This is a genomic window from Cohnella sp. WQ 127256, assembly GCF_024519285.1.
Lineage (GTDB): Bacteria > Bacillota > Bacilli > Paenibacillales > Paenibacillaceae > Cohnella.
This window is the reverse complement of the sequence record NZ_JAMZCY010000001.1, coordinates 1,750,164-1,764,827: the sequence shown is the minus strand read 5'-3', so window position 1 is coordinate 1,764,827 and position 14,664 is coordinate 1,750,164. Positions and strand designations below refer to the sequence as shown.

Annotated in this window: 10 protein-coding genes; all 10 read left to right on the top strand. The window is 45.1% G+C overall.

What is annotated here, in order from left to right; translation table 11 throughout:
• Window positions 1–33: 33 nt before the first annotated feature.
• The 10 genes from M1K58_RS07870 (at window position 34) to M1K58_RS07825 (ending at window position 14,660) form a co-directional block, all read left to right on the top strand.
• Window positions 34–1,146, top strand: coding sequence for a Gfo/Idh/MocA family protein (locus M1K58_RS07870; RefSeq protein ID WP_256758098.1), 1,113 nt, complete (start codon window positions 34–36; stop codon window positions 1,144–1,146).
• 36 nt (window positions 1,147–1,182) lie between these two features.
• Window positions 1,183–1,617 (top strand): C-glycoside deglycosidase beta subunit domain-containing protein, encoded by a 435-nt coding sequence (locus M1K58_RS07865; RefSeq protein WP_256758097.1) that lies wholly within the window; start codon window positions 1,183–1,185, stop codon window positions 1,615–1,617.
• Between the two features lie 26 nt (window positions 1,618–1,643).
• Window positions 1,644–2,615 (top strand): sugar phosphate isomerase/epimerase family protein, encoded by a 972-nt coding sequence (locus tag M1K58_RS07860; protein ID WP_256758096.1) that lies wholly within the window; start codon window positions 1,644–1,646, stop codon window positions 2,613–2,615.
• A gap of 419 nt (window positions 2,616–3,034) precedes the next feature.
• On the top strand, window positions 3,035–4,003 hold the full coding sequence (locus M1K58_RS07855) for a sugar phosphate isomerase/epimerase family protein (RefSeq protein ID WP_256758095.1): 969 nt from the start codon (window positions 3,035–3,037) through the stop codon (window positions 4,001–4,003).
• Window positions 4,004–4,179: 176 nt separating this feature from the next.
• Window positions 4,180–6,399 (top strand): beta-glucosidase BglX, encoded by a 2,220-nt coding sequence (gene bglX, locus M1K58_RS07850; protein ID WP_256758094.1) that lies wholly within the window; start codon window positions 4,180–4,182, stop codon window positions 6,397–6,399.
• Window positions 6,400–6,587: 188 nt separating this feature from the next.
• Window positions 6,588–8,132, top strand: a complete 1,545-nt coding sequence (locus tag M1K58_RS07845; protein WP_256758093.1) for an ABC transporter substrate-binding protein — start codon at window positions 6,588–6,590, stop codon at window positions 8,130–8,132.
• An 82-nt stretch (window positions 8,133–8,214) separates the two neighbouring features.
• Window positions 8,215–10,866 carry a sugar-binding domain-containing protein gene (locus tag M1K58_RS07840; RefSeq protein ID WP_256758092.1) on the top strand — a complete coding sequence of 884 codons (2,652 nt, stop codon included), beginning with the start codon at window positions 8,215–8,217 and terminating at the stop codon, window positions 10,864–10,866.
• A 134-nt stretch (window positions 10,867–11,000) separates the two neighbouring features.
• Complete coding sequence (locus M1K58_RS07835; RefSeq protein WP_256758091.1) at window positions 11,001–11,933, top strand: ABC transporter permease; 933 nt, start codon at window positions 11,001–11,003, stop codon at window positions 11,931–11,933.
• An 11-nt stretch (window positions 11,934–11,944) separates the two neighbouring features.
• Complete coding sequence (locus M1K58_RS07830; protein ID WP_256758090.1) at window positions 11,945–12,829, top strand: carbohydrate ABC transporter permease; 885 nt, start codon at window positions 11,945–11,947, stop codon at window positions 12,827–12,829.
• Between the two features lie 202 nt (window positions 12,830–13,031).
• On the top strand, window positions 13,032–14,660 hold the full coding sequence (locus M1K58_RS07825; RefSeq protein ID WP_256758089.1) for a response regulator: 1,629 nt from the start codon (window positions 13,032–13,034) through the stop codon (window positions 14,658–14,660).
• The last annotated feature ends 4 nt before the right edge of the window (window positions 14,661–14,664 follow it).

The following is a 14,664-nucleotide window of genomic DNA, read 5'->3' as shown; positions in this document are numbered from 1 at the left end:
TTACGCTAATCAAAAATCTAGGAGGAAATGAAAATGGAAAAATTAAGAATCGGTATTATCGGATGTGGCGGTATCGCCAATCAGAAGCATTTTCCATCCTTATCCCAATTGAAAAACGAATGCGAAATGGTCGCATTTTGCGACATCGTCGTTGAGCGCGCAGAGAAAGCCGCGAAAGAATACGGCTCGGCAGACGCGAAAGTATACACGGATTATAACGAGCTATTGAAGGACGAGTCTATCGATATCGTTCACGTATTGACTCCTAACGTCATGCACAGCCCGATCACGGTTGCGACCTTCGAAGCGGGCAAACACGTGTTATGCGAAAAGCCTATGGCCCATACGACGGAAGCGGCACAAGCGATGATGGATGCTTGGAAAAAGTCCGGCAAAAAATTCACGATCGCATACCAGAACCGGTTCAGAGAAGAAGTGCAATCGCTATATCAATCTTGCCAGAAACAAGAGCTTGGTGATGTATACTTCGCCAAGGCGCATGCTGTTCGTCGCCGCGCCGTTCCGACTTGGGGCGTTTTTCCGGACAAATCTCAGCAAGGCGGCGGTCCATTGATTGATATCGGTACGCATGCGTTAGATTTAACCTTGTGGATGATGGACAACTACAAGCCTGTTTCCGTTACCGGTTCAGTATTCTATAAGCTTGGTAGTTTGCCTGAGGCGGTTGAAGGCAATATGTTTGGGCCATGGGACCCAGAGACGTTCGAGGTTGAGGATTCAGCATTCGGTTATGTCAAAATGGAGAACGGAGCGACAATTTTCTTGGAATCCTCATGGGCGCTTAACGTTTCAGAATCCAAGGAAGCAGCAATGACGCTTTGCGGCACCAAAGCGGGAGCGGAGATCAAAGCCGGCATGAGCTATAAAACGAATGAATTGATTTATAACTCGGCACGAAACGGAATGCTGATGGAGCAGAAAAATTCAGCATCTGGAAATATTGCTTACTTCGAAGGCGGCTCGAACGCTCCGGGAGTGCTGGAAGCGAAGCAATGGTTGGACGCAGTTAAAAACGATAAGGAACCGCTTGTAAAGCCAGAGCAAGCCTTCATCGTGACAAAAATTCTCGATGCCATTTATAAGTCGGCAGAAACGGGCAAGGAAGTATTGTTTGACAAAGAATAATCCGTTATTGAACCTATTAGAAAGGAGCAAACGCATATGGCATTCATGTTGAAGCTGCCATTCGTCGATGTCGTTAGCGACGGAAGCCTCAAACATACTTATGTGAACGGCAAGAAGCTAGGGTACGAATTCCAAATTCGCCTGAGTAATTATCGTGGTCATTATCTCTCCTGCCTAAAGGAGTTAAGCATTAAGGTTGACGATGAAGCTGTTAATCCGGATGACATTGCGTTCTGTTTGCGTGATAAGGAATTTACCATAAAGCAGCTGCCAAGCCTGGTTTCCGAATTTTGGAATTTAATTGAGCCGGCAACGATCAAGGTTTACTTGCCTGACAGCTTAAAAGATGGAGCGCATGAGATCGAGGTCACGATGCAACTGAGAATTCCTTATATGGCGACGCCTGGAAGCAAGCATTCGCATGATTACGCGACATTGGATTCTTCGGGCCATAAAGTACTGACTATTTAATAATTGAAAAAGGAGTAAGGAATAAGATGGGAAATATTAAGCTGGGCGTGTCCTTATACAGCTTCACGGATGAATACGTCAAAGGCAAGCTTTCTTTGGAAGATTGCATTCGAACCGCAGCTGAATACGGTGCGGATGGCTTCGAACTGGTAGGTACGCAGATGCTTTCCTCATATCCTTACGTTACTGATAGAGTGTTAAGTGAGTTTAAAACGATGACGAACGCTTATGGCATTGATTTCGTGTCTTATGGGGCGAATACGGATCGAGGAGTTAGGTCCGACCGAGATCTAACCGAGGAAGAGATGCTTCAGTCTGCGATTATCGATGTAAAGACGGCCGGCAAATTAGGCTGTAAAGTAATGCGTGCGCAGTATCTGTTATCGCCTTCCGCACTGGCGAAGCTAGCGCCATATGCGGAAAGCTACGGGGTAAAAGTCGGCATCGAAATTCACAATCCAGAAACTCCGACGTCGCCCATCATGCAAAGCTACTTAGAAGTGATCGAGCAATCGGGATCGAAATTTATAGGGTTTACACCTGACTTCGGATGCTTCGCGACTCGCCCGAACAAACCGCACTGGGATTCGGCGCTGCAAAATGGGGCTCCCCTTGAATTATTGGAAATGGCGGCTCAACTGCGCTATGAAGGAGTGCCAAGAGAAGAGGGGAGACAACGCTTGCTGGATGCCGGCGCCAACGGTGCTGTTATGGGAGCATTCCAAGGGATGTATGGATTTGTTACCTTCTATAAAGAGCCTGATTTGGAAGGGCTGAAGAAGATTATGCCTTATGTAGTACACTTTCATGGGAAGTTTCATTATCTCGATGAAAAGCTTGAGGAAGCGAGCATTCCGTATAAGGACATTTTGCCGATTATTGCTGAATCCGACTTCGACGGCTACATTATGGCGGAATATGAGGATCACATATCCGGCAGAGCTTTGGAAATGACCGAACGTTTTTTGCGAATGGAACAGAAATTGTTAAGCAAGTAAAAATAATAAGCTTACTCAATCACAGGTTCATCCTTTAAGGATAACCTGTGAATGTGTTTTGGCGCGGCAGCTAAGCTAGGATTGATTTCGGCGATCTCAACCTTGTGGCTGCCTGAAACCGTAAAACGGATGCGCTAGAGCTAATACTGAATGAACAGGCTGAGCCAAAAGCCAATTGGCTTCAAAGATTCGTGCTGTCAATTCGTTCCCCATATTTCATGCTGCTTGTGCTTAGTTTCATTATGAACTTCGGCATTATGAATTATGAAACGGCTCTTTGCTGTTTGCAGCAATTACATTGTCACTGCTGCTGGCAGGCATGGGGCTTTTTATGTCACAAGAGCGAATAGGAACTCGTACTCGCAAACATGTCGGCAAATTTGAGAGAATGTAAAATGATGTTTAGGAGGAAACGAGCAATGAAATTAGGCGTATTCACCGTATTGTTAGTTCATAAGCCGCTTGAGGAAGCGATGGATTATATCGCTGCCAAAGGCTTGAATGCAGTCGAGATAGGAACAGGCGGATATCCGGGAAATGCTCATTGTAATGTGGATGAATTGCTTGCTGATCAAGGAAAGCTTAAGGCTTATATCAATGTGTTTAAATCCAGAGGTTTGGAAATTAGTGCGCTAAGCTGTCACGGCAATCCGTTGCACCCTCAAAAGCAAATTGCGAAATCGTATCACGACGATTTTATGAAAACATTGGAATTAGCTCATCTCATGGGAGTAAAAACCGTTGTTGGATTTTCTGGCTGTCCCGGAGACCATGAGCATGCCAAATACCCGAACTGGCCCGTAGCGCCATGGCCGAACGATTATAGAGAGATTTTGGATTGGCAATGGGAACAGAAATTGATTCCTTATTGGACGGAAATCGGGAAGCAGGTGGAAGAACTGGACGTCAATATCGCATTGGAGCTGCATGGCGGATTTTCGGTTCATTCTCCGGCAACCTTGCTTCGTTTGCGAGAAGCGGCTGGCTTGCGAATTGGAGCCAATCTTGATCCGAGTCATATGTGGTGGCAGGGCATCGATCCCGTACAAGCTATTCGTATCTTAGGTCGCAACGATGCGATTTATCATTTTCATGCTAAGGATACTGCGATCGATCCTGTTAATGTTAATATGCATGGGATTACGGATATGCAGTCGTACACGCAAATGCTCGATCGGGCCTGGCAGTTCCGCACCGTAGGTTACGGTCATGATCTTAAGACGTGGGCAGATATTCTTAGCACGCTGCGCCTTGTAGGGTACAACGGGGCAGTAAGCATCGAGCACGAGGATGGCTTGATGTCTGTGGACGAGGGCTTTACGAAAGCTGTGCAAAACCTTCAGCAAATCTTGCTACGGGAGCCGGTTGAGGAAATGTGGTGGGTTTGATTGGTATGCTCATAAAGCAGTAAATCTATTATTAACGGCTTGGTTATGTTAAGCCGTTTTATCTTTTTTTTCTGCAGTCTAAAAATCGATAGTTGTGTCTCGGGTAGAGAGAGGACAATTAATCAGCTAAAATGGCTACGATGCAAGATGGAAATGAAATGAAGGGGGATTTATCGATGAAATTCATGTATGACGATGTTGAAGTTTCTATTGCGAGGCTGCTTGAGCAGATGACGCTGGAAGAGAAAATCGGACAGCTAATGCAGTTATCGCCATCTTTGTTCGGTGCCTTCGGGTTGACCAAAGATGAAATTATCGCGCAAATGGTCAATGGCGAGCTCTCCTATGAGGAATTTAGTCAGATTGGGCGAGATTATCATGAAGATAAAATTCGAGCCGGTTTGATCGGCAGTATGGGCGGTGTAACTGGTGCAGCCAAAGTGAACGAGCTGCAACGCATTGCGGTCGAAGAATCACGCTTAGGCATCCCGATCTTGTTCGGTCTGGACGTTATCCACGGATACCGAACGATTTTTCCAATTCCACTGGCTGAGGCATGCAGCTGGGAGCCTGAGCTTGCTAGAGAAACTGCGAAAATTGCGGCAAAAGAGGCAGCTGCGGCTGGCTTGCATTGGACATTTGCGCCTATGGTGGACATTGCTCGTGATCCAAGGTGGGGGCGGATTTCCGAGGGAGCTGGCGAAGATCCGTACTTAGGGAGCCTAATGGCGGCAGCGCGTGTGAAAGGGTTTCAGGGAGAGGATTTATCCAATCCTAGTGCTTTGCTTGCTTGCGCCAAGCACCTAGTTGCTTACGGAGGAGCAGTTGGCGGACGTGATTACAATACAGTCGATATGTCGCTGCAAATGCTGCATGATGTTTATTTGCCCCCGTTTAAAGCGGCAGCTGAGGCTGGAGTCGGAACGTTCATGAGTGCCTTCAATGATCTGAACGGGATTCCATGTACAGCGAACCGATATCTACTCAGCGAGGTACTGAGGAAGCAATACGGCTTCCAAGGATTCGTTGTCAGTGATGCCAATTCTGTTGCTGAAGTTATGGTGCACGGATATGCGGAAACGAGAAAAGAAGCGAGCAAGAAAGCTTTGATGGCCGGTGTCGATATGGACATGAGCCACGGCACTTATGAAGAAGATTTACCGCAGTTGCTTGCGGAGGAACAATTATCACATGCTGATCTGAATGAAGCAGTTCGTCGCGTGCTGCGCATGAAATTTGCACTGGGATTGTTTGAAAATCCGTATCGGACGACTCCGGAACAAGAGCAGCGACTTTTACTGGCACCTGAGCACCTGACATTAGCTAGAGAAGCTGCCCAGCGGTCGATTGTTTTGCTGAAAAACGAAAACGAAGCCTTGCCATTAAGCAGGGGCAACAAAAAAATAGCTCTAATTGGACCCTTGGCTGACAATGCCGATGAGATGCTTGGCGCGTGGGCAATTTCCGGTAATCCGAATAATGTCGTTACGATCCGCGAAGGGATTGCAGCGGCTGCTGGCGGAGACACGCAGGTGGTATACGCCAAAGGCTGCGAAATAGATGACAATAAATCGGATTTTACAGAAGCATTGGAAGCTGCGCGCGGCAGCGATGTCGTCATCGCGGTTGTCGGTGAGAGCTCCAATATGAGCGGCGAAGCCGCAAGTAGGTTGAATTTGGGACTTCCGGGTAGACAAGAAGAGCTGCTCAAAGCGCTTCACGCTGCCGGCAAGCCGCTGATCGTCGTGCTCGTAAACGGTAGACCGCTCTCCATTCCTTGGGCGGCCGAGCATGCAGATGCCATTGTAGAGGCTTGGCAGCTCGGAACGCTAAGCGGGCACGCGCTTGCTGATGTTCTTTTTGGGGATTACAATCCGAGCGGCAAGCTTGTCGCGACCTTTCCGCATTCTGCAGGTCAGGTTCCGGTTTATTACAATCATCCGAATACTGGGCGGCCTACAGGCGAGTTTAAATTCACGATGAAATATTTGGATGGATCAACCGAGCCATTGTATCCTTTTGGTTACGGCCTGAGCTATACGACATTTGCCTATGAGCGATTGACATTATCTCAATCGGAAGTAACCGCAGATGGGCGAATTATTGCAGAGGTTGATATTACCAACACGGGTAATCGCTTCGGCGAAGAGGTAGTGCAATTATATGTTTCCGATGTTGTTGCAAGCAGAGTTAGGCCCATTAAAGAGCTGAAGGGTTTTGCGAAGGTAGCCCTGCAGCCTGGAGAGTGCAAACGGGTAGCTATTGAGCTGGAGGTAGCCAGCCTAGGATTTCATAATGAATTTCTGGAGTATGTGGTAGAGCCCGGCCGCTTCATGGTGTATGTCGGTCCTAACTCCAAAGATGGAATCGAGAGTGAATTTGTCTTAATTTCGTGAAATGGACCTCCTACGTGGTGCGTTTGGAAGGCATGAGGAAACTGATCGAGGTTTCGTCTAACCGAGGAAGTGGAAATTAAGCATTTAAGTCGAATATTCAATGAAACCGAGTCGGAAATGGAGCAGAATTGTAAACGCTAACAAGCTACGATAAAGTTGTATTCAATCATATATTTAGGGGGATTTGCATGAAACGGATTGGAAAATTAATGTTTGTACTACTTGCTCTAATTCTAGTGATCTCCGCTTGCGGAGGAAATTCGGGCAAAAACGGCTCGAATACCGATTCTGTTTCTAGTTCTGGCAATCAGGCAACTGGCAGTGAAGTACCTAAAAATGATTCAAAAGAAAAAATCACAAATTTGAATGTCCTTATTTTTGGTGATGGGAACACCGTAAAGGATCTTCCGATTATTCAAGATGCGGTCAATGCTCATATTAAAGACCTCATCAATGTGAAGGTCAATATGACCATTATTTCTCCGGGTGATTATGTGCAAAAGACGAATTTGCTCTTGAGCGGTAATGAGCAAGTCGACTTGATGATCGTTAGTCCGTTCTTCGGCTACTATAGCCAGGTGGCGAGAGGTCAGCTGCAACCGCTCGATGAATTGATCGATCAACACGGTCCGGATATCAAGAGCGTACTCGGTGAGGATTACTTGAACACGAGCAGGGTGAACGGGAAAATCTACGGAGTGGTACCGATGAAGGACATGGCGTCCGGTGCTGGTTTAACTATGCGGAAAGACTTGGTCGATAAGTACGGTATCGATGTTACCAAGATCAAATCTCTTGAAGATATGACGGCCGTCTTTAAAGTCATCAAAGAGAATGAGCCGGGAATAATTCCGCTGATTTCAGGAGCGACCGGTGCATCGATGCTCTACTTTAACAAATGGTACGATGATTTGGGAGATGGTCTAGGGGTTCTTCCAAATTTTGATAATGGTATGAAAGTAGTCAATTTATTTGAAACGACGGAGTATGCCGAGCAGTTAAAGCTCATGAGAGAATGGTATAACAAAGGTTACATCGGCAAGGATGCGGCTACTACCAAAGAAGTTCATTTGGATGTCGTTAAAGCTGGAAGAGCCTTCTCCTATTTTGGTCCAACCAAGGTAGGCAAAGTGGAACAAGAAAGCAATAGTACAGGCAGACCAATGGTTGGAGCTGAGTATCTTGCACCGGCAAGCACCACCAGTTCGGTCCTTTCATTCATGTGGGCTGTTCCGCTGAACGCCAAAACTCCCGAAAAGTCTATGAAGCTGCTGAATCTCATGTACAAGGACAAGGACTTAATCAATTTGCTAAGCTGGGGGGTCGAGGGTACACACTATGTGAAAATATCCGACAATGTCATTAACTATCCTGAAGGCATTACCGCAGCTAATAATCCTTATGCAATGGGAACGAAGTGGCAGTTCGGCAATTCCTTCTCAGCTTATACTCTAAATGGTTCAGATCCTGACATTTTTAAAAAGCTAGAGGAATTTAATAAGTCCGCCATTAAATCCAAGGCTCTAGGCTTCAGCTTTGACAATTCACAGGTGAAGACGGAAATTGCAGCTGTCACAAACGTTATGAACACGTATAAAAACGCATTGGAGGCAGGATTACTTGATCCTGCAGACAAGCTGCCGGAATATATTAGCAAGCTGAAGGAAGCCGGCATCGATAAAATTATTGAAGAGAAACAGAAGCAATTGGATGAATGGGTTAAATTCAACTAATAATCATTATGCCATGCGTCTCCTTCATAGGGGGGCGCATGATTTATAAAGAGAGATTATTTTACGAAAGGACAGATGAAGAATGAATACTAACTATATCCTTCCTTTTCTATGGATGAGAGGAGAGAGTGAAGACGTCATTAGAGAAGAAATGGGGAAGATTTACGATTGCGGAATTAGAGCAGTGTGCGTGGAAGCCAGACCGCATCCCGAGTTTGCTGGACCGGGCTGGTGGCATGATTTGGACATTGTAATGGATGAGGCGAGAAACCGGGAGATGCGCGTATGGGTGCTAGATGATGCTCATTTTCCTACGGGCTATGCGAACGGCTTCATCAAGGACAAATATCCGAGCCGCAAAAAGGTATATATCAACTACAATACTGCCGATGTATGGGGTGCCAAGGATGAGGTAACGCTTCATATCTCACGTATGTTAAAGCCGACAAGCTCATGGTTGGATATGGGCAAGCCAAAGGATACCGAGGAGCAAAAAAATAATCAATTAGTTGTAGTTGTAGCTATGGAGTTAGTCAGCAAAGGCTTGCTCAGCGAACAATTCATTAATTTGTCCGATCAAGTAAGCGACGGCTTTCTGACTTGCAAGCTGCCGGAGGGCAATTGGAGAATTTATGTCATCTACAAAACGAGAACAGACGGGGGCAACCCGACTTATATAAATATGCTTGACAAAGAATCCGCCGCTACTCAGCTCGAGGCCGTATATGAGCCTCACTACGAACGTTATGGTGCTGACTTTGGGAAGACGTTCGCAGGCTTCTTCTCGGATGAGCCTTCGTTTGGCAATGTCAACGGGTTTGATTTTAATGAAACGATTGGCCAGAAGGATATGCCTTTACCTTGGAGCGATGAGGCTGAAAGCATGCTGCAACAGGCTTTGGGAGACCAGTGGTATGCCTACTTGCCATACTTATGGGCAGATACGATCGAGATGAAGCAAAGCATCCATGTCAGATACAGCTATATGGATATTGTAACGAAACTATACGAGAAAAATTTTAGCCGGCAGCTGGGGGAATGGTGCGAAGCGAATCAGGTGGAATATATTGGACATGTCATCGAGGACAATAACCAGCACAGCAGGCTCGGAAGCGGCGCCGGTCACTATTTCAGGGCTATGGCTGGCCAGCATATGGCAGGAATCGACGTCATTGGAGGGCAGATCATTTTCGGCGGGGCAGGCTTAGAGCGAGTCGGAATAACAAAAGGAGACGGTGAGTTTTATCATTATGCGCTCGGAAAATTAGGATCGTCATGCGGACATTTGGATCCGAAAAAGCAGGGACGGACGATGTGCGAGCTGTACGGAGCATATGGCTGGAAGCTCGGAGTTCGGGATATGAAGTACATATTGGATCATCTGGTTGTGCGCGGCGTGAATTATCTCGTGCCGCATGCGTTTTCGATGCGCGATTACCCTGACGTTGATTGTCCTCCGCATTTTTATGCCGGTGGGAATAATCCTCAATTTAGACATTTTGCCTATTTGATGCGTTATGCAAATCGATTGTGCCATATCTTTAACGGCGGTACACATATCGCTCCAACAGCTGTACTATACCACGGGGAGAGCGAATGGACTGGCCGTTATATGAAAATGCAGGAGCCGGCGCGGGAGCTGACCGAAAACCAAATCGATTTTGACTTCGTACCAGCCGATATGTTGCATGCACTCGACTCTTATAACGGAAAAGTAGATCAGCACGAATTGAAAATCAATGGTGAGGTTTTTAGATGTCTCATTATTCCGTACAGCCAATATGTAACAAAAGAGCTGGCTTTATTTATGATGAAAAATCAAGAATTAGAGATTATATTTGTGGACGGTCATCCGGAGGGGATTTCGAATGAACGAAATGACCAAAGGGCAGCGGAGCTTCTTGCAGCGATCAAGACGCGCAGCGTTATCTCTTTAAGTCAATTAGCCGATGAGCTGAAGGCTAAACATATTTATGATATTTGCTTAAACAATTCGTTTAAGGATTTGACCTATTATCATTATTTCAAAGATAATCATCGCTTTATGTTTCAGAATGAGTCTGCATACGAAACCTTCCGAGGTGAGATTGAACTGCCAATTGAAGGAGCAGCGATTATTTATTATGGCCTGGAGGATCGGTACGAGAGACTGCGGACAAGGAAGGAAGCACAAAAAATAGTTATTGAATTGGAGCTACAGCCTTATGAATCTTGCGTCATATTGGAATGCACGGAGGAGCAGGCCAGCAAGTATGATTATTATATTCCTCATAGTGACAAGCTCGCAGCTTGCAGCAGCCAAATAGACCTTAGCGCAAACTGGGGCTATGCTCTCGTCCACAACAAAGCATATCCACATTTTGGAGAGGTGCAGAGGCTGGAGACATTGGTGCCGATTTCACGCGACAATCCGACGTTCACGGGCATTGTACGCTATGAAAAGGCTTTTGATCTGGCTGAGGCTCCGACGACGCGAGCGATCATTGCGTTTGAGTCGATTTATGAGGGTGCGGAGCTATGGATCAACGGTGAATATGTCGGGATGAAGGTTTGCCCTTCTTATACGTTCGAAGTTGAGCGCTTTGTAAAAAAAGGAATTAACTCTATTCGTATAGAGGTCGCCACAACATTAGATCGCGATCGATTGCTTTATCCGGAGCCGCCGTTTACGATTACGCACGATGCGATGGATCCTACGGGGATGTTTGGAGCAATAACGTTGTTTTTGGAATAGCCATCAGGAAAACAAGCAAGGTCGAGAAAACGACAATTCATAGTCGCACCTTGGGTAGAGAGTACAAGGCGAGTGCCTTAAGATGAAGATAACGGTGAGCATCCCGTATACTCGAAAAAGATGGAAGTGACGAAATGGACCAGAAGGCAGCTTCGCTGAGAATGATGAAATGGAAGAAAATACTTCCCCTGACTCTTATGGCATTGCCGGGAGTATTGTATTTGTTAATTAATAACTACATGCCGATGTTCGGGCTTGTGATTGCGTTTAAGGATGTCAATTTTGCAAAGGGCATTTTGGCGAGCGATTGGATTGGATTTAAAAACTTTTTTTATTTGTTTAAGACACAGGATGCTTACATTATTACTCGCAATACACTGCTGTATAATGGAGCCTTCATTGTCCTGACGACTGTATCGGCAATTGGGGTTGCGATTTTGCTGAACGAGGTAAAAAATCAAATTGTAAAAAGGTTTTACCAAAGTATTATATTGCTTCCCTTCCTAGTATCGATGGTTATTGTCAGTTACCTGGTGTACGCATTTTTAAGTACAGAAACAGGCTTGCTGAACAAGGTTGTCTTTCCGAAGCTTGGTATATCGGAAATCTCTTGGTACATCGAAGCAAAATACTGGCCTTATATTTTAACAATTATTCACGTTTGGAAAAATATCGGCTTTTCCTGTGTCATATATCTGGCTTCCATTATCGGTATTGACCAAGAATACTACGAAGCGGCTACGCTTGATGGAGCGAGCAAATGGCAGCAAATTCGCTCTATCACAATTCCGTTCATCATGCCGGTCATCGTTATGCTTTCATTAATTTCGATCGGACGAATCTTCTATTCCGACTTTGGGCTGTTCTACCAGGTGCCTATGAATTCGGGTACAATCTCCAGTACGACAAACGTCATCGATACGTATGTTTATCGCGGATTGCTGCAGTTAGGGGACATCGGAATGTCGTCGGCTGCGGGTCTGTATCAGTCGCTTGTGGGATTAGTGCTGGTAGTTTTGACTAACTATGTAATTCGCAAAATAAACAAAGAAAATGCTTTATTCTAGGAGGGAAATGAATGTACCGGGAACAAAGAGTTTGGCAGTGGTCATCACACATCGTATTGTTCTTGCTATCGCTATTATGTGTATTGCCGTTCATCCTGCTGTTTATGGCATCGATTACGGAAGAAAATACACTCATCTTAAACGGATACAATTTTATACCGAAGGAGCTGAGCCTTGAAGCTTATCGCTATTTGTGGGACAACTCCTCCAGCATTTTTCATGCATACTCCGTGACCATTATCGTTACGGTGATCGGAACGTCCGTCGGGCTTGTCATTACGTCCTTGCTCGCATATGCAGCATCACGCAACGATTATCCGTTACATAAAGTATTAGGCTTTTATATATTTTTCACTTTGTTGTTCAATGGCGGGCTTGTACCGACGTACCTGCTGTATACGCAGTATATTGATGTTAAGAATACATTGTTTGCATTAATTATTCCGTACCTATTAATGAACGGCTTTAATGTGATGCTAGTAAGAACATTTTATATCACGTCTGTTCCCAAGCCGCTAATTGAAGCCGCACATATTGATGGAGCGGGCGAGTGGCGTACGTTTTACTCCATTGTATTACCATTGTCGGTACCGATTCTTGCTACGGTCGGCTTATTGCAAACGATTATGTATTGGAACGACTGGTTTAACGGAATGATCTTTATTACGGACTCGAAATATTTTAGCTTGCAAAATGTGCTGAATACGATGATGACGAATATCGAGTTTCTCTCTTCTTCGAATAACAGCAATTTAAGTTCAGTCATGGTGCAGGTGCCGAGCACTGGCATTCGGATGGCGATTGCAGTTATTGCGGTAATTCCGATCTTTGTCGCTTACCCATTTTTTCAGGGGTATTTTGTAAAAGGAATTGCGTTAGGAGCTGTAAAAGGCTAGTAAGATCGATTTGGATATGAATAAGTATAAAAATGCCATTCCAGTGCGAATTTATTCGCGTGTGTTTGGCATTTTTATGCTAAATCTATGAATGGATGGTTTGATTGATGAGAATAGTTTGCTATGTTATTCTACTATGATGATAGCTGAACATCGTGTAAACCTCTAAGCAGCATGTCTATAAGAAAGGGTGGAATAAATCATGCTTCAACTGTTGATCGTAGATGACGAGAGAGTAGCAATTGAAGCGATACGACACGCGATTCCATGGGAAGAGCTTGAGATTTCAGGCGTATTCGAGGCAAGCAATATCAAGAAAGCAAAGGAAATTTTCGAGGAGCAATCGATTGATATATTGCTATGTGATATAGAGATGCCACAAGGGAGCGGGCTTGAGCTATTGGAATGGGTTCGCGAGAACGCGCCGATGACGGTTACGATATTTTTAACTTGCCATGCGGATTTTCAATTTGCCAAGAAAGCTATGGAACTCGGTAGCTTGGATTATATTTTGAAGCCGCTTCCATATGATGAGCTGACAGCCGCTATACAGAAAGCGATTCAAAAAATAAAGAAGGACAGCGAGTCGCTAGAAAACAATCAATTTCGTCAAGCGTGGAATCGGCATCATCCTCAGCTGTTCGAAAACTTTTGGCTTGAAGTTATCGAGCAGTCGATCCCGCCCAATCCTCAGGCGATTCTCGAAGCAGCTTCAAGTCGCAAAATATCGTTGCCTGATCGAATGAAATATGTCCCGATTCTACTGAAAATTCACCGTTGGAACAAGGAATTCAATAAGCGAGAGATCAAAATACTTGAATATGCATTGCGAAATGCCGGTCAGGAGCTATTGTTTAATAAAAACGGCGGCTCTGGTCACCTTATTGCAATCGACGAAAATACATTGCTTACGATTCAAGCCTATGAAGAGCTTCCCAATGCGGATTCGCTCCTGGCTAATTGCCGATTGTTTATCGAGGCTAGTAATCAATATTTTTATTGCGATCTTTGCTGTTATATAGGTAAGCCGAGTGCCGTTCATGAAATGGCCGGTGCGGTGGAGGAATTGCTGGAGTATGACCAGAACAACGTAACTGAAATTAATAAAGCATTGATCGTTTCGGAAAAATATCGCGCTTCTGCTGTAATTGATTTGCCGGACATGACGATGTGGGGAATTTTGCTTCAAGAGAACGCCAGAGATCGGGCACTGATCGAGATCAAAGAATATTTGGTACGGCTTTCGCACGGAAAGGGCGTTGACAAGCAGGTTTTACAGAGGTTTCAGCAGAATTTTATCCAAATGCTCTACTACGTATTGCAGGTGAAAGGGGTACAGGCTCATGAGTTGTATTCCGACCAAAAATCCTTCTTACTGGTATCTCAAGTGAATCATAACATTCAGGACCTCGTTGTGTGGGTCGAGAATGCTGTAAACAAAGCGATGAACTACATCAGTTCCAAGGAATTGAAGGATTCTGTCGTTCAACGGGTGATCAACTATATTAGTGCTAATCTGGATGAGGATTTGTCCAGAGATTCTATTGCCGACTATATTGGCATGAACCCCGATTATTTAACGAGAGTGTTCAAAAAGGAGACGGGGCTTTCCGTTGTAGAGTATATCTCGCAGCAAAGAGTAGAACGAGCTAAGGAATTGCTTTCTAAAACCGAAATGCAGATTAGTATGGTTGCTGCTTCAGTAGGATATCATAACTTTTCGCATTTTTCTCAAATGTTTAAGAAGCATGCATTTATGAATCCGGGGGCGTATCGCAATCATTCTCGGTCGTTGAATAGTTATTCTATATCTGGGCAGAGAAGGGATTAGCAGC